Below are 25,800 nucleotides of genomic sequence, written 5' to 3'. Positions count from 1 at the left end.
TCAAGGAAAAACGTCCAGAAAATCGTCATAGTTGGCGTAGTGGTTCAAGCATTCGATCAACGTGGGCGTGCTCACACTTGCATCCTGCGACACGGCCAGGTCGATGACATCCTGGAATTGATCGCACGCGTAGCAGAACTCAAACCCAAGCGTCTGCACAACTAGCGGCATGACTTCATTGTCGTCCTCGCCAAAAGAGGGGGTTTCCCCCACAAGCACCCTCATCCCCTGCATCAGCTCATCCGCGTCCCGCTCACTGTAGAGCGCGTAGGTATGCTGCCTGTCTTCCCTGTTCCTTACCCACTGAACAACTTCCTCGATCCGGTAGATTTTGTTGAGCTCAAAACCACTCATGGCAACCCCTTGTCATCCATCAAACCCGATCACGAAAACTGGAACGTCAGCAGGCCGCACGTGCCTGGCCTGCATTGCGTGTGGAAGTCAGTACTCAAGAACACATAGACCACGCCATCGGAAAAGACCCCCGGTGCCCCGGCAAGCCCCACATCGAAATCATCGCCATTGACCATCATTCGGCATGCGTGCCCTTCAACCTGCTCGCGGCCCTTCAGCCAGGCAATGTGCTGGCTCACGCGAGACGTGAATTGCCGGCAGCGTTCAGGTTCGTCCGTGAGTTCCAACTGGATCGTGCGCGCGGGCGAGAGTGCGTCATGGCCACCACTGCTAGCGGTGCCGCTGTTATCGTGAAGGAGCACGACCGAGGCATTACCCGCTTCGCTTGTGAGTGTTTCCCAGTGCAGGTAAGTGTCTTCCCGATCGTAGGGCGTAAAGAACGACAACCAACCCTCACTGCCCTCTTCAACCCAGGCGGTGGGAATCGTCATCAGGTGGAGCTGTGGGTCGCCTTTGCTGTCGACGGGCCAGTACCGATCATCAGGCAGCAAACAGCCGCCTCCCGCATGGGGCTCGGCAAGATCGGCCAGGGTTGCCTTGAACCTCAGTCGCTTCATGGTGCCCACCCCATAGTCGACGCCCATTCGGCGAACGGTTGAACGCAGATTTCAGCCCGCACAAAGACGCACGCGCTACCCGCCATCACGCTTGCAGCCCTTGAGCATTGATTGCCCATACCCAGACCCTCTCAAATGCCTCTTGCGTGATGGGTTCTGCGTCGAACTCGCCAGACGCATTGATTGCCTCAATGCTCGGGATGGGTTGGTCACTCAAAATCGAATCGCCCACATCTGCCGCCTTGGATGCATAACCACACACTGCCCCACCTTTGAATAACTCGACCTTCCTGGTCTCCCAGGAGCCACCGTCCACCTCTTGGAATATCAGGTGCGGCTCATCGGCATGCGCATGATTCCACTTAACCTTGAGAAACCTCATGAATGCCGCCCTCTTCCGCCTCCTGCGCCTTCAAGCTTGCCCCAGTGCTGGACCAAGGTGTGCTCGCAGGTGCTCGCCACAGTCAGTCAACCCGTGCAGACCGCCCTGGCGCGGTCGCTCAAGTGATCGGCCGCTTGGTAGATTTCACGCTGTATATCGCTGTCATACAGGTCAGCGCTGCTGGTCATCGCTCCCCACATGTCCAGGAAGATCTCAGCCAGGTTCTTGGGGATGGCGTCCTGGCCATCCAGATGCGCTTTGATCTGTTTCAACAGGGCCATCAATTCCTGGTACAAAGTACCATCAAGCCCGCGTTTTTCACGCAGTTGCAGGTCCAAGTCCAACCACTTTTCAATAAAACTATCGATCAAATCATCAACCATAGAGTGATGTCCCAAGGTCGAACAATCCGGTGCATACGTCTGGCCCCGTCACGGATAAACCCCTCGCTCAACCACAACCTGTTTCGGTGACTACTGCGCCGTCCGTAAACTCAATCACATACCAGTTCACCGCGACAAGAAACGTACCATTTTCGTCAGCAACAAAGTATTCCATACCATAACAAGCCTCCATCAACCTCGATATATCCCGAACATCATCAATTACAACAACCACATGCTTATTAAACGCATCCTGCTCAAAAAACATCCAGCCAGCACCAGGCTTGACCGATAGAAAAAACGAAAACTCATGCTCATCGGTCGGCAGTTTACTGGCGCCCTCACCAATACTCAAGTGACCAACCGTCTTCCAGGGTTTGTACCTATCCAAGACAACTGAAATGTACTTGGCAGCCATCTCATCGTCGGCAAGGTGCGCCTTCACGCCTATCCGATTTGCTGCATTCAATAACTCATAAGCATGACAAAATTCATGACATGCCAAATTCAACCCCCTCGCCCTACTTGCTTTCATCATGCGGCCATCATTTATGTTCTCTACACGTCCCGAAGCCGAATAACACCCATTGCCTTTCACCCTACAATAAAATATGAGCCATCACAGAAGCAATGGCTCAACCGGCGTAGAAAGCCGCATATTGCGCTTTATGCCGATTACATAACCATCCAGATTTGCCAGCTTGATTTCACCTAGTGCCGCAGGCCGTGTTTCCCACTCGTCCCTCCAGGCAAACCACTTTGCTTGATGGGTTCGTGCAACATCACAAGCCATATCGACATCCTCCGTACAAGCGTCAAACTCGGCAGCGTAGCCAATCACCGCGCCTCCCTCGATTTTTATCAGGCACAAATAATCACTTTGCCCATAGCCGTCCACATCAATAGCCATCGCCACATAATACACGCTCACAGCGCTCGACCTTTCTCATTTCGAATAACACGACAAAAAACTTCTCACACCGGAAAACGCCAGCCACATTAAATTCAAGAGCACACGTTTCATTCGTAAACTCTCGCAGCCATCAGCATATCTGCAACCACGTTCAATGCCGCACATTCAGGCTGCGCTTGATGGGTGTTCTCATAGTACCCGTCCATATCTTCTACCCAAGCCGCCATCGCCTCGAGGTAACTCACCAAGTCCCCATTCTGCCACGCTTCAGGATTCTCCCTCAGGTCTTTCACCAAAGAAAATATCAGACTGACAAGGTCACTTTTATTCTCAACCAGAATACGTTCTTCCAACATATCAATCACCGAAAGCCTTTCGTTTCCCTACAGGTCCCAAGGCGAGGAAATGGCAAAGTAACCATGCCGCCATGCCCATTTTTACTTCTCGACTACCCAGCTCAGAGCAGCCAATCAGCCATAATCACGAGCCAACCAGCTTGGCTTTCAGAAATAGGTAGAATGCATCCAGCACATCCATGCCCAAATCAACCAGATTCAAAAAATGATAGTAGATGGGCGTCTCACTGTCCGCTTGGCTGCCCGCCCACTCCTTATCCCCAGCAAAGCAACCTATCGCAGCGCGAGCATACGCTGCCAGCACGCGATCCGCAGCCCTCTCCATGTCGTGTATTTGCCAAAGCGTAACCAGCGCATCATCCCTCTGCGCTTTACCAACATTATTCACCCCAACCCTGCCGATCGCTACAAGATGGTCCTTCACCTCGGCCAAAGCAATGGCATTAGGTGTAGACACCCTTTGCTGGCCATGCATATCAATCAAAAAATCAGAACACCAAGCAGCCAAGCGACTTACAGACACTTGCTTATCAATTGCAAGCGCTTCTAGCTCGTCAGCCTTCGAGTAATAATATTGATCTAACATAAGCTCCCTGCTCAGTGAGACACTCGTCCCTTCAAGGTGGATTTCGAAACTGCCGACATCGACTCATCGTGGGCCACCCCAGCACGTGAAGTGGTGCCGAGCCATTCAAACTACCTTCACGGACGTCTAACCAGGATGAAATCCGCGCCCCCTCAAAAAATCCAGAACATCTTTTAACAACCTATCGTACACACCGTTCCCCACCCACCAGACAGCCTAGACATGCTCCATCACCTCAACCGACCGCCCAACCACGTAGCAGAAACTGTACTTGCGGATATTTTCAATCGACATCGGCTCGTGGCCAAAATCCCCACTCACCTCCAAACACACCTCCCCCCCAAGCCTCACGAGCTTGACCTTCGAGTTAATGACAATCGGGATGACTGTCGAGCGCACTTCGCTCACACCCCGAACGCACACATCCACCCTTCGCCAAACATTGGCGTCCAACGAATAATTCTCTGCGTACAACTCAAGCTTGACAGAGCAGGCACCCTCTTCCGAGAACACATACTCAAACGCCTTCAACAGACCATCATCAAAGCCGCAATACTGTTCAAAAATCTTTTCCGCCTCATTTAAATCCATATGTCGCCCACCATCCTTTCGTCACTGAACACCCGATGAAACCATGCCCTACTCCGTTAGAACCGGGCTTGGCGAATATATCGACCAGCACCACGGCCGTGCTTGATGATTCCTGGCAAGCCTAGAATAAAGTGAGGCACGAAAAAATCAAGGAACACATTCACAAGGCGCTCCTGATCACACACGCGAACCGTTGCTCATAACGGCTCAAAATCAATCAACCCAGGAAAACAATCAGGCAACGATTTAGCCTTCACCTCGCCACTGAGAACGCTCTCCAGCAGACGGCCTAAACCACAATTAAAATACTCAGCTTCAGGCGACCTGGCTGAAACCATTGCAGTCAGCCATTCATCACTATTGATGTCGGCATCAAACACCCAGAAAAGATAATCGCCATTATCCGTCACCCCTACGGGGATCAGCCCCTCCGCCTCGGGATACACGACATAGTTATAGCAACCCCCTGACGCCTCCAAGAAACGGAAATCCTCCAGGACCTGCTTGAACTGCTCAAAGAAATTAGTCCCTTCGTCGTTACTGAACGGATTAAATATCACTACAAAATCCGCAATTCGCCCGGAACCATAGACATTTATGAATTCAATATAATCCGCCGGGAACGCTATTTCCCCCTCGAACTTCGGCCATCGCTTTCCGTGCCCTGATTCGAAGGGTGAACCCGGTGGCGTCAACACGTTCACCAAACCTTGAATGGTCATTTCTACTCCCCAAGAGGACCCAGCACAGTCACTTATCAAACCCACACAAGCCTTCTGCCTTATCGGCATCCCGCAGCCGTTCCAGAAGGCCCGTAGATACCGGCAGCCGCTCCCCTGTGGACCTCCCTGTCAGACGATGACCGAGCTTGGGGGGCAAGCGAATGTGTGGCATCGGTTCTGCCGGTGCCTACGGATTGTGCGCTGCATGCCCATCATCGATGCCACCAGCGCTCATATCATTGCGCGTGATAATAACCTTCGCTCCGTTCGATTCGTTCCTTAAACGCAACACACTCACACTCCGCCCACTACTAATACATTGGCGGAGCTCTCCATGGATCACTCACTCAAACCCTTGCGCTTCCCGCTCGCTGCCCTGGCAGTGGTGGTGCTCAGCGCTTGCGGTCGCACCCCCGACGCCGTGCAGGCTCCCGCCGCGCCCAAGGTCAGCGTAGCCAAGGTGATCGAGCAACCGATCAACGAATGGGACGAGTTCACCGGCCGCCTCGAGGCGCCGGAAACCGTCGAGGTGCGCCCGCGCGTCTCCGGCCAGATCGACCAGGTGGCCTTCACCGAAGGCGCCCAGGTCAAGAAAGGCGACCTGCTGTTCCAGATCGACCCGCGCCCGTTCCAGGCTGAAGTTCGCCGCCTCGAAGCCCAACTGCAACAAGCCAAGGCCACCGCCGTGCGCAGCGCCAACGAAGCCAGCCGTGGCGAGCGTCTGCGCGACAGCAACGCCATCTCCGCGGAGCTGGCCGAGTCGCGCACCAGCGCCGCCGCCGAGGCCCGCGCCGGGGTCGACGCGATCCAGGCACAGCTCGACCTGGCCCGCCTGAACCTGAGCTTCACCCGCGTCACCGCGCCCATCAGCGGCCGCGTCAGCCGCGCCCAGTTCACCGCCGGCAACATCGTCACGGCCGATGTCACCCCGCTGACCAGCGTGGTTTCCACCGACAAGGTGTACGCCTACTTCGACGCCGACGAGCGCGTGTACCTCAAGTACAGCCAGCTCGCCCGCGACGGCCAGCGCGGCCAGAGCACCCCGGTGTACCTGGGCCTGACCAACGAAACCGGCAACCCGCACCTGGGCCAGATGAACTTCGTCGACAACCAGGTCAACCCGCGCACCGGCACCATCCGTGGCCGCGCCGTGTTCGACAACCGCGACGGCCAGTTCACCCCAGGCCTGTACGCACGCCTGAAGCTGGTCGGCAGCGCCCAGTACGACGCCGTGCTGATCAACGACGAAGCGGTCGGCACGGACCTTGGCAAGAAGTTCGTGCTGGTGATGGACAAGGACAACAAGGCCGCCTACCGCGCCGTGGAACTGGGGCCCAAGCTCGAAGGCCTGCGCATCGTGCGCAGCGGCCTGGGCAAGGATGACCGCATCGTGGTCAAGGGCCTGCAGCGCGTGCGCCCTGGCTCGCCGGTCACCCCGGAGGAAACGCCGATGGCCAGCGAGCAGACCCTCGCCGCCCTCGCCCAGCAGCGCCAGGCCCTGGAGGCCAGCAACCCGGCGCCGAAAGTGGCCGGCACCAATGAAAAAGTCGCCAGCGCCCAGGCGCCGCGCGGTTAAGGGACGACACCGATGAACTTTTCGAAATTCTTCATTACCCGGCCGATCTTCGCCGCGGTGCTGTCGCTGGTGCTGCTGATCGCGGGATCGATCTCGCTGTTCCAGCTGCCGATCAGCGAATACCCCGAAGTGGTGCCGCCCACCGTGGTGGTGCGCGCCAACTTCCCCGGCGCCAACCCCAAGGTGATCGGCGAAACCGTCGCCGCGCCGCTGGAGCAGGCCATCACCGGTGTCGAGAACATGCTGTACATGTCCTCGCAGTCCACCGCCGACGGCAAGCTGACCCTGACCATTACCTTCGCCCTGGGCACCGACCTGGACAATGCCCAGGTGCAGGTACAGAACCGCGTGACCCGCACCCAGCCCAAGCTGCCGGAGGAAGTCACCCGTATCGGTATCACCGTCGACAAGGCCTCGCCCGACCTGACCATGGTTGTGCACCTGACTTCGCCGGACAACCGCTACGACATGCTCTACCTGTCCAACTACGCCATCTTGAATATCAAGGATGAGCTGGCGCGCCTGGGCGGCGTGGGCGACGTGCAGCTGTTCGGCATGGGCGACTACTCGCTGCGGGTGTGGCTCGACCCGAACAAGACCGCCTCGCGCAACCTGACCGCCAGCGATGTGGTGGCCGCCATTCGCGAGCAGAACCGCCAGGTGGCCGCCGGCCAGCTGGGCGCCCCGCCCGCCCCGGGTTCGACCAGCTTCCAGCTGTCGATCAACACCCAGGGCCGCCTGGTCAACGAGGAAGAGTTCGAGAACATCATCATCCGTGCCGGCGCCAACGGCGAGATCACGCGCCTGAAGGACATCGCCCGGGTCGAGCTCGGCTCCAGCCAGTACGCCCTGCGTTCGCTGCTGAACAACCAGCCGGCCGTGGCCATCCCGATCTTCCAGCGCCCGGGCTCCAACGCCATCGAGATCTCCGACGAAGTGCGGGCGAAGATGGCCGAGCTGAAGAAAGAGTTCCCGGAAGGCATGGACTACAGCATTGTCTATGACCCGACCGTGTTCGTCCGTGGTTCCATCGAAGCGGTGGTGCACACCCTGTTCGAAGCGCTGATCCTGGTCGTGCTGGTGGTGATCCTGTTCCTGCAGACCTGGCGCGCCTCGATCATCCCGCTGATGGCCGTGCCGGTCTCGCTGATCGGTACCTTCGCGGTGATGCACCTGTTCGGCTTCTCGCTCAACGCGCTGTCGTTGTTTGGGTTGGTGCTGGCCATCGGTATCGTGGTGGACGACGCCATCGTCGTGGTGGAGAACGTCGAGCGTAATATCGGGCTTGGCCTGAAACCGCTGGAAGCCACGCAGAAGGCCATGAGCGAAGTGACCGGCCCGATCATCGCCACCGCCCTGGTGCTGTGCGCCGTGTTCGTACCTGCCGCGTTCATCTCGGGGCTTACCGGGCAGTTCTACAAACAGTTCGCCCTGACCATCGCCATCTCCACCGTGATCTCGGCGTTCAACTCGCTGACCCTGTCGCCGGCCCTGGCCGCCGTGCTGCTGAAGGACCACCACGCGCCCAAGGACCGTTTCTCGCGGTTCCTCGAGAAGCTGCTGGGCAGCTGGCTGTTCGCGCCGTTCAACCGCTTCTTCGACCGCGCCAGCCATGGCTATGTCGGCGGCGTGCGCCGGGTCATCCGCTCCAGCGGCATCGCCCTGTTCGTCTATGCAGGCCTCATGGGGCTGACCTACCTGGGCTTTTCGTCCACCCCGACCGGCTTTGTCCCGGCCCAGGACAAGCAGTACCTGGTGGCCTTCGCCCAGCTGCCTGACGCCGCCAGCCTCGACCGTACGGAGGCGGTGATCAAGAAGATGAGCGAGATCGCCCTCAAGCAACCGGGCGTGGCCGATTCGGTGGCCTTCCCAGGCCTGTCGATCAACGGCTTCACCAACAGCCCGAACAGCGGCATCGTGTTCACCCCGCTCAAGCCGTTCGACGAGCGCAAGGACCCGAGCCAGTCGGCGCAGGCCATCGCCGCGGCGCTGAACGCCCAGTTCGCCGATATCCAGGACGCCTACATCGCGATCTTCCCGCCACCGCCGGTACAAGGCCTTGGCACCATCGGCGGCTTCCGCCTGCAGATCGAGGACCGTGGCAACCTGGGTTATGAGGCGCTGTACAAAGAGACCCAGAACATCATCGCCAAGAGCCGCAGCGTGCCGGAGCTGGCGGGCCTGTTCACCAGCTACCAGGTCAACGTGCCGCAGGTCGATGCCGCCATCGACCGGGAAAAGGCCAAGACCCACGGCGTGGCGATCACCGACATCTTCGACACCCTGCAGGTGTACCTGGGCTCGCTGTACACCAACGACTTCAACCGCTTTGGCCGCACCTATCAGGTCAATGTCCAGGCCGAACAGCAGTTCCGCCTCGACGCCGAGCAGATCGGCCAGCTGAAGGTGCGCAACAACCTGGGCGAGATGATCCCGCTGGCAACCTTCCTCAAGGTCAGCGACACCTCGGGGCCTGACCGGGTCATGCACTACAACGGCTTCATCACTGCCGAAATCAACGGTGCCGCAGCACCCGGCTACAGCTCCGGCCAGGCCGAAGCTGCGATCGAGAAGTTGCTGAAAGAGGAGCTGCCCAACGGCATGACCTTCGAATGGACCGACCTGACCTACCAGCAGATCCTCTCGGGCAACACCGCGCTGTTCGTGTTCCCGCTCTGCGTGCTGCTGGCCTTCCTGGTGCTGGCCGCCCAGTACGAGAGCTGGAGCCTGCCGCTGGCGGTGATCCTGATCGTGCCGATGACCCTGCTGTCGGCCATCACCGGGGTGATTGTCTCGGGTGGCGACAACAACATCTTCACCCAGATCGGTTTGATCGTGCTGGTGGGCCTGGCGTGCAAGAACGCGATCCTGATCGTCGAGTTCGCCAAGGATGAACAGGCCAAGGGCCTCGACCCGCTGGCCGCGGTACTGGAAGCCTGCCGCCTGCGTCTGCGGCCGATCCTGATGACCTCGATCGCCTTCATCATGGGCGTGGTGCCGCTGGTGTTCTCCTCCGGCGCCGGCTCGGAAATGCGTCACGCCATGGGTGTGGCGGTGTTCTCGGGGATGATCGGGGTGACCGTGTTCGGCCTGTTCCTGACCCCGGTGTTCTTCTTCCTGATCCGCCGTTTCGTCGAGCGTCGCCAGGCCCGCAAGGCCGAGCGCAGCGTCGCGCTGGAGAACCACGCATGAAGTTGCTCAAACCCCTGACCCCGAGCCTGCTGGCCCTGGCCCTGGCGGCCTGCGCCGTGGGCCCGGACTACAAGACGCCGGACACCGCGCCGGCCAGGCTGGACAGCGGCCTGGAGGCCAAGGCCTTCGACCGCAGCCGCTTCGAGAGCGTGTGGTGGAAGCAGTTCGACGACCCGGTGCTCAACCAGCTGGTGCAAGCCTCGCTGGAGGGCAACCGTGACCTGCGTGTGGCGTTCGCCCGCCTGAAGGCGGCGCGGGCGATCCGCGAGGATGTGTCCAACGACCAGATCCCGGTAGTCACCAGCCGCGCCAGCAGCGACCTGGGCAAGGGCCAGATCCCGGGCCAGACTGAACGTCGGGTCAACAGCGAGCGCTACGACCTGGGCCTGGACATGGCCTGGGAGCTCGACCTGTTCGGCCGCATCCAGCGCCAGATCGAGGCCAGCGAAGCCCAGGAAGCCGCCGCCGAAGCCGACCTGCAACAGCTGCAGGTCAGCCTGATCGCCGAGCTGGTCGACGCCTACGGCCAACTGCGCGGCGCCCAGTTGCGCGAGCAGATCGCCGTGGCCAACCTCAAGACCCAGCAGCAGTCGCGGGACATCACCGTGACCCTGCGCGATACCGGGGTCGGCAACGAACTCGACGTGGTGCGCGCCGACGCCCGCCTGGCGGGTGTCGAAGCCACCGTGCCGCAATTACAGGCCGCACAGGTGCGGGCGAAAAACCGCATCGCCACCCTGCTGGGCCAGCGCCCGGACGCGATGACCGTGGACCTGTCGCCCAAGGCCCTGCCGGCCATCGCCAAGGCCCTGCCGGTGGGCGACCCGGGCGAACTGCTGCGCCGCCGCCCGGACATCCGCAGCGCCGAGCGCCAGCTGGCGGCGGCCACGGCGAACGTGGGCGTGGCCACCGCCGACCTGTTCCCGCGGGTCAGCCTGAGCGGCTTCCTCGGTTTCACCGCCGCGCGCGGCTCGCAGATCGGCTCGGCGGCGTCCAACGCCTGGGCGCTGGGGCCGAGCATCACCTGGGCGGCGTTCGACCTGGGCAGCGTGCGCGCCCGCCTGCGCGGGGCCAAGGCCGACGCCGACGGCGCCCTGGCCAACTATGAGCAGCAAGTGCTGCTGGCCTTGGAAGAGTCCGCCAACGCCTTCAGCGACTACGGCAAGCGCCAGCAGCGCCTGCTGGCGTTGATGCGCCAGAGCGAGGCCAGCCGCAAGGCGGCCGAGCTGGCCTCGATCCGTTATCGCGAAGGGACGGTGGATTACCTGGTGCTGCTGGATGCCGAGCGTGAGCGGCTGAGCGCCGAGGATGCCCAGGCCCAGGGCGAGGTCGAGCTGTACAGCGGCATCGTGGCGATCTACAAGGCCCTGGGTGGCGGCTGGCAGCCGGATGTGGTGGCCAGCGCGCGTTGATCTGAAGACTCCTTTGGTTGGTTCCTCCCCCAACCGTTTGCCCCGATGGCCTTGGTCGTCGGGGCTTTTTTATGGCTTGGAAGAGAGAATTGCAGCGATCATGAAACCGAGCACGGCATATCGCGGATGAATCCGCTCCTACACGCGTCCGACGCGATGACTGTAGGAGCGGATTCATCCGCGATGCGCCGCACAGCGGCGCTCGATCTCGAACTCACTACAAATCCGTCGCCTGGCACTCCACCACCCCCACCTGCCGCAACCGCTCGCTGGCCGGCGCCGGCCGCCCATACAGGTAACCCTGGAAATGCGAACACCCCTCGGCCATCAACCGCTGCATCTGCTCCGCCGACTCCACGCCCTCGGCAGTGGTCTTGATCATCAGGCTGTTGGACAGCTCGGTGATGGCGCGCACGATCGACATCGCCTCGCGGCTTTCGCACATATCATGCACGAACGACTTGTCGATCTTGATCCGATCGAACGGGAACGAGCGCAGGTAGCCCAGCGACGAATATCCGGTACCAAAGTCATCGAGGGAGATCGACACCCCCAGGTCCTTCAAAGCACGCAAGGTGCGCACGTTCTCTTCGCTGTTGCCCAACAACACCGACTCGGTGATCTCCAGCTCCAGCCTTGTCGCCGGCAAACCTGAATCAGCCAGCGCCAGGGCCACGCTGTGCACCAGCCCGGCGTTCTTGAACTGCACCGCCGACAGGTTGACCGACACCGTCTGCTCGGTGCCCCAGCTGGCCGCTTCCTGGCAGGCCAGGTTCAGCGCGCGGGCGCCGATCTCGTGGATCAGCCCGGTCTCCTCGGCAATGGGGATGAAGTCCATGGGCATGATCATGCCCCGCGCCGGGTGCTGCCAGCGCAGCAGCGCCTCGTAGCCGGTGACGCTGTTGCTCTGCTGGTCGACCACTGGCTGGTAGTGCAGCTCCAGTTGCCCCAGGTGCAGGGCGGTGCGCAGGTCGGTCTCGACCAGCCGGCGCTGGCGCGCGGCGACGTCGAGCTCGACGTGGAAGCACTCGAAGCGGTTGCGCCCGTTGCGCTTGGCTTCGTACAGGGCCATGTCGGCATAGCCGAGCAACTGCTCGGCCTGGTCGTGGTCGTCCGGGGCGGTAGCGACACCGATGCTCACCCCCACGCTGAACTGGTGCCCCTCGATCTGGAATGGCGGGCAGATAGCCTCGATCAAGCGCTGGGCGGTGCTGCTCGCGGCCTCGCGGCTGTCCAGGCCGGACAACACCACGGCGAATTCATCGCCACCTAGCCGGGCCAAGGTGTCGTGCTCGCGCAGCTCGCGGCGCAGGCGCTTGCCCAGAGCACGCAGGAGCTTGTCGCCGAAGGCGTGACCCTGGGTGTCGTTGATGTTCTTGAAGTTGTCCAGGTCCAGGCACAGGGCGGCGGTCAGCTTGCCGTCGTCCTCGCCGCGCAGCAGCGCCTGCTTGAGCCGCTCATGGAACAGCGTGCGGTTGGGCAGCCCGGTCAGGGCGTCGTGGTGCGCCATATGGTGGATCTGGGCATGGGCGGCCAGCTCCTCGGTGGCGTCCTCGGCCACGAACAACACGTAGTCGCCCTGCCCCTGGTTCCGGCAAAGCATGGCGCGGCTACGCAAGGTACGCGGGCCTCTGGCGGTGTCGACCCGCGTTTCGGCGGCAAAGCCCTTGGCACTGCGCGCGCCACGGGCCAGGTGCTGTTCGAGGTAGTCGGCCGCCGTGGGCGCCATGCACTCGCCCGGCAGCTTGCCGACCAGGCTCGCGCCCTGCCCGCCGAACAGCTGCTCGGCCTGCTGGTTGGCCAGCAGGATCTGCTGGCTGTGCAGGTCCTGGACGATCACGCTGGCGGGAATGTGGGTGATCACCGAATCGAGGAACTGCGACAGCTTGGTCATTTCCTGGCTGTACTGCTCGGCAAGTTCCTTGGCTTGCAGCAGCTCCTGCTCGTGGCGGCGGCGCTCGCTGATGTCGCGGGTGATCTTGGCAAAGCCGATCAAGTGCCCCTGTTCATCGCGCACCGCCTCGATCAGCACGTGGGCGTGAAACGCCGAACCATCCTTGCGCAAACGCCAACCCTGCTCTTCGAAGCGGCCGGTACTGCGGGCCTGTTCCAGGTTCTTGGCCGGCAGCCCCGCCGCCCGCTCGTCCTCGGTGTAGAACAGCGAGTAGTGCTGGCCGACGATTTCCTCGGCCTGGTAACCCTTGGCCCGCTGCGCGCCGGGGTTCCAGTTGGCGACGATGCCTTCGGGGGTGAGCAGGTAGATGGCGTAGTCCACCACGCTCTGGATCAACAACCGGTACATGACGTCGGGACTTGTGGCTAGCGACATGGGGGTTTCCCTGAAACTGCGACGGGCACGAGTGGAGCGCTTCCGGGCGTCTGGCGAACGGAACCGCACAGTGCTGGCATTATGCCGCTTGAGGGGATTTTGTGAAGCCCGTCACAAAAAGACAGGTATCCGTCAGTGCCGCCGTGGTGTCACCAGGTAATTGAACAGCTCGGGCTCATCGTCCAGGGCGATTTCCCGCGTAGCGCGCGGCAGGTCGGCCAGCAGCGCCCGGCAGAACTGCGTCGCCACGGCATCGGCGCCATGCCAGCGCAGCAGCCAGTCGGCATCGCCTTCGCAGAGGAACTGCCGGGCGACTGCGCGGCCGATGCCCAGGCGGCGGTATTTCTTGAGGATGAACAGGTCGGCCAGTTCGAAGGCGTCGATGCCTGGCAACTCACTGCGCTCGACCAGGACGAAGCCGGCGATGAAACCGTCGACCAGTACCAGCGTGGCGCTCCAGCCAGGCGACTGCCAGTAGCGCTCGAAGTGCGGTTCGTGGATGTAGAAGCGCCCGTCCACTTCCACGTCCTCCTGCTCCCAGTCGGAAGACTCGTAGGCATAGAACTGGTAGAGATTGCGTACCAGGTCGGCCTGTTCGGGGGCAGTCTGGAGCAGTTCGAGGGTGGCATCCATGCGGGGGCTCGCTGAGGGGCTGGAGGGAGGCGCGAGTCTACCTGTGCCCTAGGGGTTTTACAGCCAGCACTTTCAGGTGGGGGATGGTGTAATGGCGGGCGGGTGCCAGACGATAACCTTGCAGCGTTCTTGAGATCGAGCGCCGCCCGCGCGGCGCATCGCGGATAAATCCGCTCCTACATCTATTGCAACGTGCCGCACCCGTGAGGCCCTGAAACAAACCTGTAGGAGCGGATTTATCCGCGATGCGCCGCGGGAGCGGCGCTCGATCTGACAGGCGCAACGACTATTGCGTCAAACACCCTGCCGCAACAGATTCAGAGGAACGTGAACACCTTGTCCACCGGCAGCCGCGACTTGCCCAGCCCGGCATTGAAATCTTCCTCGCTGCGGTAGCCCAGGCTCAGCACCACCACGCTGGTCAGCCCACGCTCGCGCAAGCCCAGCTCGGCGTCCATCGCCTTGGCGTCGAAGCCTTCGATCGGCGTGGCATCCAGACCATAGGCGGCAGCGCCCAGCAGCGCGGTGCCCAAGGCCAGGTAGGTCTGCTTCTCCATCCAGTGCTGCAGGTCCTTGTTGTCGTGGCGATGCAGGTTGACATAGAAGCGGCGGCTCTGGTCCTGCCCGGCCTTGGCCTCTTCACTGCGGAAACGCCCGTCCTTGGCTTCCTGTTCGAGCAGCCCGTTCAGGTGCGCCTCGGTCATGTCGGTGCGGGCGGCGAACACGATCACGTGGGAGGCGTTGAGGATCTTCGGCGTGTTGTAGGCAAAACCTACCTCTGTACTCTTGGCCAGGCGCGCCTTGCCTTCTTCACTGTCGGCAACCACGAAGTGCCAGGGCTGCGAGTTGACCGAGGACGGGCTGTGGCGCAACTGCTCGAGCAGCGCGTCGATGGTGGCCTGGGGGATCTTGCGGCTGGCGTCGTAGGCTTTGGTGGTGTAGCGGCGCTTGGCCAGGGCAACGGTGTCCATGGACGGTAACTCCTCGGTGGGATCGTGATTGAGGCAAATCTTATCTTCCCGGCTGCAAAGAAAAACCCGCACAATGCAGCAACACTTTCATCCCTGGAGTGAAAATGCTGCGCATCACCGACCTGGAACTGTTCGCCCGTGCCAGCGCCCTGGGCAGCTTCACCGCCGCAGCCCACGAGGCCGACCTGTTGCCCGGCCAAGTGGCGGCGGCCATCAAGCGCCTGGAGCGCGAACTGGACGTACGCCTGTTCGCCCGCACCACCCGCAGCCTGCGCCTGACCGCCGAGGGCGAGTTGTACCTGCCCACCGCCCAGCGCGTGCTGGATACGCTGCGCCAAGGCCGCGAAGACCTGCACGGCGACCACAGCAGCCTGCGCGGCGTGCTGCAGATCGCCGCGCCCTCGGACATGGGCCGCAACCTGCTGCGCCCCTGGCTCAGCGCCTTTCGCCGCGAGCACCCGGGCCTGAACCTGCGCTTCTTTCTCTCCGACCAGATGGCCGACCTGTACCGCGACCCGGTGGACGTCGCCATCCGCTACGGCCTCAACGAAGACGCCAACTACATCGCCCTGCCCCTGGCGCCGTGGAACCGCCGGGTGGTGGTAGCCTCGCCGGATTACCTGGCGCGCCATGGCCGCCCGCGCACGCCCGAGGAACTGCAACAGCACGACTGCCTGCTGTACCTGCAACAGAGCCGGGTCTATGACAAATGGCGCCTGGGCCACAAGACCGTACACGTACGCGGGCCGCTGTTCAGCGACGACGCCGACGTCGTCCGGCGCTGGGCGCTGGAGGGCGAAGGCATCGTCTATAAGTCGTGGCTGGATGTGTTCGCCAATGTCGCCGCCGGCGAGCTGGAGGTACTGCTCCCTGAGCACCCCGGCGAACTTACCCCGGTGACCTTGGTCTGCCCGCACCGCAAACAGCTGACGCCCGCCGTGGCGCAGTTGCACCAATGGCTGCGCGAGCGCTTCGCCGCGTTGCGCCCGGAGGACGTGTTGCAGCCGCCCGCGCCCGGCGTATAGTGCATCCACCCCCGACTGCAAGGAGCTGTCACCAATGCCGAGCCTGGAATTCCTCGTCACTGCCCTGATCATCGTGCTGATCCCCGGCAGCGGCGTCATCCTCACCGTCTCCAGCGCACTGGTGGCCGGGCGCCGTGCCTGCCTGTGGACCGCCCTGGGCTGCACCTTGGGCATCGTCCCGCACCTGCTGGCCTCGGTGCTGGGCCTGTCGGCGCTGCTGCATGCCAGCGCCCTGGCGTTCCAGGGGTTGAAGTTTGCCGGTGTCGCCTACCTGCTGTACCTGGCCTACGCCACCTGGCGCGACCGCGCGGCCTTCGCCGTGGATGAAAAGGCCACGCCCGCCTCGGCTGGCCAGCTGGTGCTCAAGGCCTGCCTGCTGAACATCCTCAACCCCAAGCTGACCCTGTTCTTCCTGGCCTTCCTGCCGCAGTTCATCGACCCCCGCGCCGGCTCCGCCACCCTGCAGATGCTTGGGCTGAGCGCCGTGTTCATGGCCATGACCTTCGTGGTGTTCGTGCTCTACGGCCTGCTCGCCCACCTGTTCCGCCGCGCGGTAATCGACTCGCCAGCCGTTCAGGCGTGGTTGCGCCGGGGCTTTGCCGCGTCGTTCGCCGGGTTGGGGATCAACCTGGCGTTCGCCCAGCGTTGAGGGCTGCACAAACGTTCTAAGCAGGCGGGGTGGTTCTGCGATAAGGTCGTTCGATCCCCCCTGACGGCCCGCCCCCATGAGCAACTGGATCGACCTCAGACAGGACGCCGACACCGGCATCGAGTCGGTCCGCGCCCATTTCACCGGCCACGCCTACGACCCGCACTGGCACGACAGCTTCCTGGTCGGCGTCACCGAGCAGGGCGTGCAGCAGTTCAACTGTCGCCGCGCGCGCCACCAGAGCACGCCCGGGCAGGTCTTCGTGCTGGAGCCTGGCGACCTGCACGACGGCCATGCGCCGACGGACGATGGCTTCACCTACTCCACCCTCTACCTGGACGCCAACTGGCTGGAAACCGAACTGCGCGCACTGTTCGAACATGCCCCGTCCGGTGCTCTGCCCAGCTTCGCCGCCCTGCTGCACCGCGACACGCGCCTTGCCGGCGCCACCGCCCGCGCGTTCACGGCGGTGCACCATGGCGAGCTGCGCATCGTCCGCCAGACCGCCCTCGACGACCTGCTGGCCTGCCTCACCGGCCACCTTCAATGGCGCCAGCGCCTGGACCCGGACCCGCGCCTGCCGTTGACCGCGCAAGTCGCCCGCGACTACCTGCACGCCCACCTCGACCAGGACATCGGCCTGGACAACCTGGCGCGTGTCTGCGCCACCGACCGTTTCCGTCTCACCCGCGCCTTCAAGGCCGCCTTCGGCCTGGCGCCGCACGCCTACCTCATCCAACTGCGGCTGGCCAGGGCGCGGCGCCTGCTGTCCCGTGGCGAAACGCCTGCTGCGGTGGCCAGCCTGCTGGGTTTCGCCGACCAGAGCCACCTGGGCCGCTGGTTCCGCCGCGCCTACCGGCTCACACCGGCCGACTACCGCAAGCGCTGCTCAAAGCTTCCAGACTGAATGCCCACGAACGGCGAGCATGGCGCTTCGATCACTCGGAGCCTTGACCATGTCGCATACGTTGTTGCCCTTCATCCTTTTCGCCCTCGCCGCCAGCATCAGCCCGGGGCCGACCAACCTGCTGATCCTCGCCCACGGCGCCCAACGCGGCTTGCGAGCCAGCGTGGGGCCGATCCTGGCCGCCTGCTGCGCCGCCTCGGCGGTGATACTGCTGGTGGGCCTGGGCCTGGGCGAGCTGTTGCTGCGCTACCCGAGGGTGCAGCACGCCATGAGCTGGGTGGGCGCCTTGTGGCTGAGCTGGATGGCCTGGCGCCTGCTGCGCGCTGCCGGTGCGCCCTTGCAGGCGGGCGAGGATGCCGGCCTGTCGCCACTGGGCGCGGCGACGCTGCAACTGGTCAACCCCAAGGTGTGGGTGACGGCGGTGGCCATGGTCGGGCTGTTCGCCACGCCAGCCCTGTCGATGGGCTGGCTGGCGCTGGTGTTCCTGCTGATCGCCCTGCCGAGCATGGCCGCCTGGGCGCTGCTGGGCGTGGGCAGCGCGCGCTGGCTGCGTTCGCCGCGAAGGCTGCGTGGGTTCAACCAGGGGCTGGCCGGGTTGCTGCTGGTGTCGGCGTGGTCGGCGTTGTTGATCTGAAAGAATCCGGTGGTTTGGTTCGCCAGCAAGCTGGCTCCTACGGAACGCGTGTGTCGCACGATATCTGTAGGAGCCGGCTTGCCGGCGAACCGCCACACCGGCAGATGGAAGCTCATCCCTTGCCCAAGGCCTCGCGAAAGCGCCGGGCACTGGCCAGCGCCAGCACCAGCCCCACCAGCGCAACGCCGCCGCCAATCAGGCCGATATCGGCCACGCCCAGCTGGCTGCTGACGATGCTGCCCAACAACGCGCCGCCGCCGATACCGATGTTGTAGATGCCGGAGAACAGCGCCATGGCCACATCGGTGGCATCCGAAGCGAGCTTGAGCGTCTTGGACTGCAGCGCCAGGCCGAAGCTCAGGATCGCCATGCCCCAGACCATGCTCAGGCCGGCGAACAGGTAGAAGTTGCCCGACAGCGGCAGCAGCAACAGCAGGCAGGCCGCCAGGGCAGCGATGGCCATCACCAGGAAACCGTGTGGGAAACGCTCGCTGTAACGGCTGAACAACAGCGAGCCGAATACCCCGGCGCCACCGAACAACAGCAACAGCAAGGTGGTGCGCTCGCCACCGATCTGCGCCACATGCAGGGCGAACGGCTCGATATAGCTGTAGGCGGTGAACTGCGCGGTGATCACCAGCGTTACCAGCAGGTAGGTGATCACCAGCGCCGGGCGCTTGAACAGGATCGGCAGGCTGCGCAGGGAACCGGAGTTCTGGCTGGGTAGCAGCGGCAGCGACTTCATCAGGCAGAGCATGGTCGCCAGCGCCACCCCGGCGATGCACAGGAAGGTGATGCGCCAGCCCAGCGCCTCACCCACCACTCGGCCCAGCGGGATGCCCATGACCATCGCCAGGGTGGTGCCGGTGGCCAGCAGCCCCAACGCCTTGGCCTGTTGCCCGGGCGGCGCCACCCGCACCGCCAGCGACGCGGTGATGGCCCAGAACACCGCGTGGGCCAGGGCGATGCCGATACGGCTGACCAGCAGCATGGCGAAGCTCTGCGACAACCACGACATCAAGTGGCTGAGGATGAACACCACGAACACGAACAGCAGCAGGCGGCGCCGCTCGATATTGCGGGTCATCAGCATCATCGGCAACGACGCCAATGCCACCACCCAGGCATAGATGGTCAGCATCAGGCCGACCTGGGCGGTGGTCATGTCGAAGCTGCGGCCGATGTCGCTGAGCAGCGCCACCGGCACGAACTCGGTGGTATTGAAGATGAACGCCGCCAGCGCCAGGGCGATGACGCTCAGCCAGCTGCCGTTGCCGGCGGTGGGGGGCAGGTTCGAGGGGACGGGGCCATTCATGTGATGAAGTCTTTACTCCGCGGACAAGGCAAGGGCACGCACGCCGACCACCTGGCACTCAGGCGGCTGACGCACGTGTTGTTATTGGAAGGATGCCGGCATGGTACGCATCCCACCTGGCCCTCACAACCACGGGCGTGGACGGAGTACCATGCACGCATTCGTGCACCCTTTTGTGGCACGCACCCGGTCAGCCTCGCGGAACAAGGAGTTCGATCCGACCATGGACAAGCAACACCCCCAGCAGCAGTGGCGCAACGCCGTAATCACCTATGCCCAAGCGATCAACGCTTATGTGGCGCAGGGCCGTGCGCAAGGCTGGGACACGCTCGACGAACCCCAGGTACCCGACACCGCGCACCTGCTCGACGCCTGGCGCTGCGCCTTGCAGGCGATCAACCGGCCCGGCACGCACGCGCAGCAGCGCGCCCTGTTCCGTGAGGCCTGGCCGCCAGCGCACTTGCCATTGCTGCCTTTGCTGGAAAAGCAAGCCCAAGGCATCGGCCACCTGCTGATGCTCGACGACGGCAGCCTGCTGGTACGGGTCGGCCGCCCCTGGGACCGGGGCCAGGTGCTGCATATCGATGACTACACCATCACGCCGGTGATCGGCGTCGAACACTTCGGCCGTTGCCCACAGCGGCGCTATTACGCCCTGGCCAACAGCGAGGGCGTGCGCGTCACCGATGGCTGGGGCGGCCCCCTGGTTGCACGGCTGGCGTGGCCCCATGGGCTGGAGGGACTCCCCAAGGGTTACCCGTTCGACCCACTCGATTTGCCACCGACGCCAACCGCGCTGCTGCCGTTCCCCGACGGGCAGCGCGTGTTGCTGGTCAGCAGCGACGGTATCTTTCTGCTGGCGGCCCAGGGCGCGACTCGCCTGTTGCCACGGGAAAGCGAGATCCTCGAGGCGCTGCGCAACGGCACCGACCCGGACGACATCCCCCTGATGCTGGAAATGGAGCACGCCGCGCTGTCGCCGGATGGCCGGCTGATCGCGCTCGGCGAGCAGTGTGGCCGCCACCTGGTGCTCGATGAGCAACTGCGCCACCTGGCCGAAGTCGACCCGGTCGGCGAGTCTCCCCATTTCGCCTTGTTCAACCGTCACGGTGACCAGTTGATTCTCCATGCCAGCCGCTGCTGTCATGGCACGACCGTCGGCGTGCGCGTAGCGGACCTGCCGAGCCTGGGCACCGGCACCCACAGCGAGGCTCCACTGCTGCAACAAAGCGCACCGCTACATGCTGGCGTGGCCCGAGACGGCGAATACATCGTTGGTGATGCTCAAGGCTATCTGCGCGCCTTCGGCGAGGACGGCCAGGAACACTGGCAGCACTACCTCGGTTCGACCATCAGCGCCATGGACATCAGCCAGGACGGCCGCACCCTGGTGGCGGCCAGCCAGGCCGGTTTCATTTCGCTCATCGCCCTGGACCGAGGCCGCCCCGACTGGCAGATCGGCACCGGCGAGCATGGGGAAATCCGCCGGTGGCTGTGCTGGAAAGGCTTCGACAAGCCCATGGCCTGGTAGCGGCCGCAACCTGACATGACAAGCGTCAGAACAGCCCGACCAAGGTCTATGGTAAAGTCGCGCCCTTTTTCAAAAACCGAGACCGTGCTGCACATGACCCCCGTTCTTCGCCTGATCAACCGCACCGGCCTGGTGACGCAGATCTGCATCGGCCTGCTGGCCGGTATCGCCCTCGCCTTGTTCGCTCCGGCCGTGGCCCGCGACCTGGCGTTCCTCGGCAAGGTGTTCGTCACCGCGCTGAAGGCCGTGGCGCCGGTGCTGGTGTTCATCCTGGTGATGGCCTCGATCGCCAACCACCGCCATGGCCAGGAAACCCACATCCGCCCGATCCTCTGGCTGTACCTGCTGGGCACCTTCGCCGCGGCGGTGGTGGCCGTGGCCGCCAGCATGCTGTTCCCCTCGAGCCTGGTGCTGAGCACCAGCGAAGCATCGCTCAGCGCGCCGGGCGGTATCGGCGAGGTGCTGCAGAACCTGCTGCTCAGCGCGGTGGACAACCCGATCAATGCGCTGCTCAACGCCAACTTCATCGGCATCCTGACCTGGGCCATCGGCCTGGGCGTGGCCCTGCGCCATGCCAGCGACACCACCCGCGGCGTGGTCGAGGACCTGTCCAACGGCGTCACCCTGATCGTGCGCGTGGTGATCCGCTTCGCCCCGCTGGGCATTTTCGGCCTGGTCAGCGCCACCCTGGCGCAGTCGGGCCTCGACGCGCTGCTGGGCTACCTGCACCTGCTGGCCGTGCTGATCGGCTGCATGCTGTTCGTGGCGCTGGTGATGAACCCGCTGATCGTGTTCTGGAAGATCCGCCGCAACCCGTACCCGCTGGTGTTGATGTGCCTGCGCGAAAGCGGCATCACGGCGTTCTTCACCCGCAGCTCGGCGGCCAACATCCCGGTCAACCTGGCGCTGTCGCAGAAGCTTGGCCTGCACGAAGACACCTACTCGGTATCGATCCCACTGGGCGCGACCATCAACATGGCCGGCGCGGCGATCACCATCACCGTGCTGACCCTGGCCGCCGTGCACACCCTGGGCATCCCGGTCGACCTGCCCACCGCCGTGCTGCTCAGCGTGGTCGCGGCCATCTGCGCCTGCGGCGCGTCCGGCGTGGCCGGTGGTTCGCTGCTGCTGATCCCGCTGGCGTGCAGCCTGTTCGGCATCCCCAGCGAAATCGCCATGCAGGTCGTGGCGGTCGGCTTCATCATCGGTGTGTTGCAAGATTCGGCGGAAACGGCGCTGAACTCCTCGACCGACGTGCTGTTCACCGCGGCCGCCTGCCAGGCCATGGAACAACGTAGCGCCTGACCGGGCCCTTCCGCCGGCAAGCTGTCTCCCTGCAGGAGCCGGCCTTGCCGGCGAACCGCCACACCGATTGCTTAAGCCGGGTACTTTACCTAGGCTAGTGGCCTTTTCCTCGCAACGAGACAGGGCCATGTCAGAACACGAAACCACCGGCGAAGGCCGCTTCAGCAGCATCGAGATCCGCGTGCTCGGTTCGCTGATCGAGAAGCAGGCCACCAGCCCGGAAACCTACCCCCTGACCCTCAACGCCCTGGTCCTGGCCTGCAACCAGAAGACCAGCCGCGAACCTGTGATGAACCTCTCCCCCGGCCAGGTCGGCCAGGCCCTGCGCGCCCTCGAGGGCCAGGAGATGGCCCGCCTGCAGATGGGCAGCCGCGCCGACCGCTGGGAGCAGCGGGTCGACAAGGCCCTGGAACTGGTGCCGGCGCAACTGGTGCTGATGGGGCTGATGTTCCTGCGCGGCCCGCAAACCCTCAACGAACTGCTGACCCGCAGCAATCGCCTGCATGACTTCGAGGATGTCGACCAGGTTCAGCACCAGCTGGAGCGCCTGATCTCCCGTGGCCTGGCCCTGCACCTGCCACGCCAGGCCGGGCAGCGCGAGGACCGCTATACCCATGCCTTGGGCGATCCGGCGCAGATCGAGGAAATCCTTGCCGCGCGCCAGCAGGAAGGTGGCGGGCGTAGTGCTGGCGGGAGTGTGTCGGAAGAACGCATCGAGGCGCTGGAAGCGCGTATCGCTGCGCTGGAGGCGCGCCTGGCCCAGCTGGAAGGCTGAGTCAGGACTGTTCTGCCTCGGGGAAGTTGCGGCAGCTCTTGCGCTCGGCCAGCTCCTTGTCACTGGGGCGCTGGTCGACGAACACGGTACGGCCGTCGGCGTAGATTTCCAGGTAGCCCCAGTGCAGGTCCTGCTCTTTCTGACCGGGCTGGGGTGGCACGAGCCACCAGGGTTCGCGGCTGATCGGCTTCATGGGAGAGGTTCCTGAGGTGGACTGAGGTTAAGCGTAGACCTGCCGTATACATACAGGCTGCGCTCCTACACCTACGAAAAACGCCGCCCTTCTTGCGAAAGGGCGGCATTTTTCTATCCGGCAATCAGACTCAGGCCGGCGCCGAGGTACGGATCAGGTGATCGAACGCCGCCAGCGAAGCCTTGGCGCCCTCGCCCACCGCAATAACGATCTGCTTGTACGGCACGGTGGTCACGTCACCCGCCGCAAACACGCCCGGGATGCTGGTCGCGCCCTTGGCATCGACGATGATCTCGCCACGTGGCGACAGCTCGACCGTGCCCTTGAGCCAATCGGTGTTCGGCAGCAGGCCGATCTGCACGAAGATGCCCTCCAGCGCCAGATCATGCAGCGTGTCGCTGGTGCGGTCCTTGTAGCGCAGGCCGGTGACCTTCTCGCCATTGCCAACCACTTCAGTCGTCAGCGCGCTGGTGATCACCTTGACGTTCGGCAGGCTATGCAGCTTGCGTTGCAACACGGCATCGGCGCGCAGCTGGCTGTCGAACTCGATCAGGGTCACCTGGGCGACGATACCCGCCAGGTCGATGGCCGCTTCCACGCCGGAGTTGCCGCCGCCGATCACCGCCACGCGCTTGCCCTTGAACAGTGGGCCGTCGCAGTGCGGGCAGTAGGCCACGCCACGGGCACGGTACTCCTGTTCACCTGGCACGTTCATCTCGCGCCAGCGGGCGCCGGTGGCCAGGATCACGGTCTTGGCCTTGAGCGAGGCGCCGCCAGCCAGGCGCACTTCGTGCAGGCCGCCGTCGGTGGCCGGGATCAGCGCTTCGCCGCGCTGCAGGTTCATGATGTCGACGTCGTACTGCTTGACGTGCTCTTCCAGGGCCGTTGCCAGCTTCGGCCCTTCGGTCTCCTGCACCGAGATGAAGTTCTCGATCGCCAGGGTATCGAGCACCTGGCCACCGAAGCGTTCGGCGGCGACACCGGTACGGATGCCTTTGCGCGCGGCATAGATCGCCGCTGCGGCACCTGCGGGCCCACCGCCGACCACCAGCACATCGAAGGCTTCCTTGGCGTTGATCTTCTCGGCCTGACGAGCACCGGCGCTGGTGTCGATCTTGCCGAGGATTTCTTCCAGGCCCATGCGGCCCTGGCCGAACACTTCGCCGTTCAGGTAGATGCTCGGCACCGCCATGACCTTGCGGGCCTCGACTTCATCCTGGAACAGCGCGCCATCGATGGCCACGTGGCGCACATTGGGGTTGAGCACCGCCATCAGGTTCAGCGCCTGGACCACGTCCGGGCAGTTCTGGCACGACAGCGAGAAGTAGGTCTCGAAGGTGAATTCACCTTGCAGCCCCTGGATCTGCTCGATCACTTCGGCGCTGGCCTTTGACGGGTGGCCGCCGACTTGCAGCAGCGCCAGTACCAGGGAGGTGAATTCGTGGCCCATGGGGATGCCGGCGAAGCGCAGGCTGATATCGCTCCCCGGGCGGTTCAGCGAGAACGAAGGACGACGGGCGTCATTGCCGTCCGCGCTGAAGGTAATGAGGTTCGACAGGCCGGCGATTTCCACCAGCAGGTCGTGCAATTCGCGGGACTTCGCGCCGTCGTCGAGGGAGGCTACGATCTCGATCGGCTGGGTGACCCGCTCCAGGTAGGTTTTCAGTTGCGATTTAAGCGTGGCGTCCAACATACGGGCGATTCCTTTTTCAAAACTCGGATACAAAAACGCCCAGGCGAGGTCGCCCGGGCGTTTTTACGGGGCGATAGAGACTTCAGCTTTGGCGGCTGTCCACCGCCCGCGGGGTGCGCATCGGCTTAGATCTTGCCGACCAGGTCCAGCGATGGCGCCAGGGTGGCTTCGCCTTCCTTCCACTTGGCCGGGCAGACTTCACCTGGGTGAGCGGCCACGTACTGGGCGGCCTTCACTTTGCGCAGCAGTTCGCTGGCGTCACGGCCCACACCACCGTCGTTGATTTCGACGATCTTGATCTGGCCTTCCGGGTTGATCACGAAGGTACCGCGATCGGCCAGGCCGGCTTCTTCGATCAGCACGTCGAAGTTGCGCGAGATGACGTGGGTCGGGTCACCGATCAGCGGGTACTTGATCTTGCCGATGGTGTCCGAGGTGTCGTGCCAGGCTTTGTGGGTGAAGTGGGTGTCGGTGGACACACCGTAGATTTCCACGCCCAGCTTCTGGAACTCGGCGTAGTTGTCGGCGAGGTCGCCCAGTTCGGTCGGGCAGACGAAGGTGAAGTCGGCTGGGTAGAAGAACACGACGGACCACTTGCCTTTCAGGTCGGCTTCGCTGACCTGGACGAACTCGCCGTTGTGGTAGGCGGTGGCGTTGAACGGTTTGACCTGGCTGTTGATGATCGGCATGAGAGACGCTCCTTCATGGGGTTGGAATCAGTTGACGGAGAGAATCCTAACCGCTGGTCCCGATGAA

At 63.4% G+C, this 25,800-nt stretch carries 27 protein-coding genes; 10 read left to right on the top strand and 17 right to left on the bottom strand.

The features are described 5' to 3' along the window. From PSEEN_RS10800 to PSEEN_RS10755, 10 genes are all read right to left on the bottom strand, one after another. The gene (locus PSEEN_RS10800) at window positions 1-354 is read right to left on the bottom strand and encodes a DUF7716 domain-containing protein (protein ID WP_011533535.1); all 354 of its coding nucleotides are present in this window, start codon (window positions 352-354) and stop codon (window positions 1-3) included. Window positions 355-383: 29 nt separating this feature from the next. Then, entirely contained in the window at window positions 384-971 is a 588-nt protein-coding gene (locus PSEEN_RS10795; protein WP_011533534.1) for a YwqG family protein, read from the bottom strand. A gap of 85 nt (window positions 972-1,056) precedes the next feature. Further along, window positions 1,057-1,353, bottom strand: coding sequence for a DUF6881 domain-containing protein (locus PSEEN_RS10790; protein WP_011533533.1), 297 nt, complete (start codon window positions 1,351-1,353; stop codon window positions 1,057-1,059). A gap of 86 nt (window positions 1,354-1,439) precedes the next feature. Next, window positions 1,440-1,736, bottom strand: coding sequence for a hypothetical protein (locus PSEEN_RS10785; RefSeq protein WP_011533532.1), 297 nt, complete (start codon window positions 1,734-1,736; stop codon window positions 1,440-1,442). A 67-nt stretch (window positions 1,737-1,803) separates the two neighbouring features. After that, window positions 1,804-2,274, bottom strand: a complete 471-nt coding sequence (locus tag PSEEN_RS26935; protein ID WP_011533531.1) for a hypothetical protein — start codon at window positions 2,272-2,274, stop codon at window positions 1,804-1,806. Window positions 2,275-2,355: 81 nt separating this feature from the next. Then, window positions 2,356-2,667, bottom strand: coding sequence for a hypothetical protein (locus tag PSEEN_RS10775; RefSeq protein WP_011533530.1), 312 nt, complete (start codon window positions 2,665-2,667; stop codon window positions 2,356-2,358). 89 nt (window positions 2,668-2,756) lie between these two features. Then, complete coding sequence (locus PSEEN_RS10770; protein WP_011533529.1) at window positions 2,757-3,005, bottom strand: DUF7660 family protein; 249 nt, start codon at window positions 3,003-3,005, stop codon at window positions 2,757-2,759. Between the two features lie 124 nt (window positions 3,006-3,129). Next, a complete protein-coding gene (locus tag PSEEN_RS10765) occupies window positions 3,130-3,591 on the bottom strand; it encodes a hypothetical protein (RefSeq protein ID WP_011533528.1) in 462 nt (153 codons plus the stop codon). Window positions 3,592-3,807: 216 nt separating this feature from the next. Next, a complete protein-coding gene (locus PSEEN_RS10760) occupies window positions 3,808-4,182 on the bottom strand; it encodes a hypothetical protein (RefSeq protein ID WP_011533527.1) in 375 nt (124 codons plus the stop codon). Between the two features lie 197 nt (window positions 4,183-4,379). Further along, complete coding sequence (locus tag PSEEN_RS10755; protein WP_011533526.1) at window positions 4,380-4,904, bottom strand: SMI1/KNR4 family protein; 525 nt, start codon at window positions 4,902-4,904, stop codon at window positions 4,380-4,382. A gap of 334 nt (window positions 4,905-5,238) precedes the next feature. On the opposite strand from PSEEN_RS10755, the gene mexE reads away from it, so the two are divergent. From mexE to PSEEN_RS10740, 3 genes are read left to right on the top strand one after another with little or no spacing between them, the layout of a single operon-like run. Beyond that, a complete protein-coding gene (mexE, locus tag PSEEN_RS10750) occupies window positions 5,239-6,480 on the top strand; it encodes a multidrug efflux RND transporter periplasmic adaptor subunit MexE (protein WP_011533525.1) in 1,242 nt (413 codons plus the stop codon). Between the two features lie 12 nt (window positions 6,481-6,492). Next, window positions 6,493-9,672 carry an efflux RND transporter permease subunit gene (locus tag PSEEN_RS10745; RefSeq protein WP_011533524.1) on the top strand — a complete coding sequence of 1,060 codons (3,180 nt, stop codon included), beginning with the start codon at window positions 6,493-6,495 and terminating at the stop codon, window positions 9,670-9,672. Further along, window positions 9,669-11,084, top strand: coding sequence for an efflux transporter outer membrane subunit (locus PSEEN_RS10740; protein WP_011533523.1), 1,416 nt, complete (start codon window positions 9,669-9,671; stop codon window positions 11,082-11,084). Before PSEEN_RS10745 ends, PSEEN_RS10740 begins: the two co-directional genes overlap by 4 nt. A gap of 217 nt (window positions 11,085-11,301) precedes the next feature. On the opposite strand, the gene PSEEN_RS10735 is transcribed toward PSEEN_RS10740, so the two are convergent. The 3 genes from PSEEN_RS10735 to nfsB all read right to left on the bottom strand — a co-directional run bounded on the left by PSEEN_RS10735 (window position 11,302) and on the right by nfsB (window position 15,017). Then, complete coding sequence (locus PSEEN_RS10735) at window positions 11,302-13,413, bottom strand: putative bifunctional diguanylate cyclase/phosphodiesterase (protein WP_011533522.1); 2,112 nt, start codon at window positions 13,411-13,413, stop codon at window positions 11,302-11,304. Between the two features lie 132 nt (window positions 13,414-13,545). Next, complete coding sequence (locus PSEEN_RS10730; RefSeq protein ID WP_011533521.1) at window positions 13,546-14,046, bottom strand: hypothetical protein; 501 nt, start codon at window positions 14,044-14,046, stop codon at window positions 13,546-13,548. A 317-nt stretch (window positions 14,047-14,363) separates the two neighbouring features. After that, on the bottom strand, window positions 14,364-15,017 hold the full coding sequence (gene nfsB, locus PSEEN_RS10725; protein WP_011533520.1) for an oxygen-insensitive NAD(P)H nitroreductase: 654 nt from the start codon (window positions 15,015-15,017) through the stop codon (window positions 14,364-14,366). Window positions 15,018-15,121: 104 nt separating this feature from the next. On the opposite strand from nfsB, the gene PSEEN_RS10720 reads away from it, so the two are divergent. From PSEEN_RS10720 to PSEEN_RS10705, 4 genes are all read left to right on the top strand, one after another. Next, window positions 15,122-16,042 (top strand): LysR family transcriptional regulator, encoded by a 921-nt coding sequence (locus tag PSEEN_RS10720; RefSeq protein ID WP_011533519.1) that lies wholly within the window; start codon window positions 15,122-15,124, stop codon window positions 16,040-16,042. Between the two features lie 34 nt (window positions 16,043-16,076). Further along, a complete protein-coding gene (locus tag PSEEN_RS10715) occupies window positions 16,077-16,691 on the top strand; it encodes a LysE family translocator (RefSeq protein ID WP_011533518.1) in 615 nt (204 codons plus the stop codon). Window positions 16,692-16,767: 76 nt separating this feature from the next. After that, a complete protein-coding gene (locus PSEEN_RS10710; protein WP_011533517.1) occupies window positions 16,768-17,598 on the top strand; it encodes an AraC family transcriptional regulator in 831 nt (276 codons plus the stop codon). Window positions 17,599-17,647: 49 nt separating this feature from the next. After that, window positions 17,648-18,232, top strand: coding sequence for a LysE family translocator (locus PSEEN_RS10705; protein WP_011533516.1), 585 nt, complete (start codon window positions 17,648-17,650; stop codon window positions 18,230-18,232). A gap of 112 nt (window positions 18,233-18,344) precedes the next feature. On the opposite strand, the gene PSEEN_RS10700 is transcribed toward PSEEN_RS10705, so the two are convergent. Beyond that, a complete protein-coding gene (locus tag PSEEN_RS10700) occupies window positions 18,345-19,547 on the bottom strand; it encodes a sugar transporter (RefSeq protein WP_011533515.1) in 1,203 nt (400 codons plus the stop codon). Between the two features lie 223 nt (window positions 19,548-19,770). Here PSEEN_RS10700 and PSEEN_RS10695 point away from each other — a divergent pair, with 223 nt between their 5' ends. From PSEEN_RS10695 to PSEEN_RS10685, 3 genes are all read left to right on the top strand, one after another. Continuing rightward, complete coding sequence (locus PSEEN_RS10695; RefSeq protein ID WP_011533514.1) at window positions 19,771-21,078, top strand: hypothetical protein; 1,308 nt, start codon at window positions 19,771-19,773, stop codon at window positions 21,076-21,078. A gap of 93 nt (window positions 21,079-21,171) precedes the next feature. Continuing rightward, window positions 21,172-22,383 carry a serine/threonine transporter SstT gene (sstT, locus tag PSEEN_RS10690; RefSeq protein WP_011533513.1) on the top strand — a complete coding sequence of 404 codons (1,212 nt, stop codon included), beginning with the start codon at window positions 21,172-21,174 and terminating at the stop codon, window positions 22,381-22,383. Between the two features lie 127 nt (window positions 22,384-22,510). Beyond that, on the top strand, window positions 22,511-23,158 hold the full coding sequence (locus tag PSEEN_RS10685) for a YceH family protein (protein ID WP_011533512.1): 648 nt from the start codon (window positions 22,511-22,513) through the stop codon (window positions 23,156-23,158). Window position 23,159: 1 nt separating this feature from the next. Here the strand turns inward: PSEEN_RS10685 and PSEEN_RS10680 are convergent, their stop codons facing one another. The 3 genes from PSEEN_RS10680 to ahpC form a co-directional block, all read right to left on the bottom strand. Continuing rightward, a complete protein-coding gene (locus PSEEN_RS10680; RefSeq protein ID WP_011533511.1) occupies window positions 23,160-23,351 on the bottom strand; it encodes a hypothetical protein in 192 nt (63 codons plus the stop codon). A gap of 130 nt (window positions 23,352-23,481) precedes the next feature. Beyond that, window positions 23,482-25,044: an alkyl hydroperoxide reductase subunit F gene (gene ahpF / locus PSEEN_RS10675; RefSeq protein WP_011533510.1), complete on the bottom strand. Its 1,563-nt coding sequence runs from the start codon at window positions 25,042-25,044 to the stop codon at window positions 23,482-23,484. Window positions 25,045-25,169: 125 nt separating this feature from the next. After that, the gene (ahpC, locus tag PSEEN_RS10670; RefSeq protein WP_011533509.1) at window positions 25,170-25,733 is read right to left on the bottom strand and encodes an alkyl hydroperoxide reductase subunit C; all 564 of its coding nucleotides are present in this window, start codon (window positions 25,731-25,733) and stop codon (window positions 25,170-25,172) included. Window positions 25,734-25,800 lie beyond the last annotated feature (67 nt).

Origin of the sequence: Pseudomonas entomophila L48, assembly GCF_000026105.1 — a bacterium.
Lineage (GTDB): Bacteria > Pseudomonadota > Gammaproteobacteria > Pseudomonadales > Pseudomonadaceae > Aquipseudomonas > Aquipseudomonas entomophila.
The sequence above is the reverse complement of the archived record's forward strand: the minus strand, read 5'-3'. Positions and strand labels throughout refer to the sequence as shown.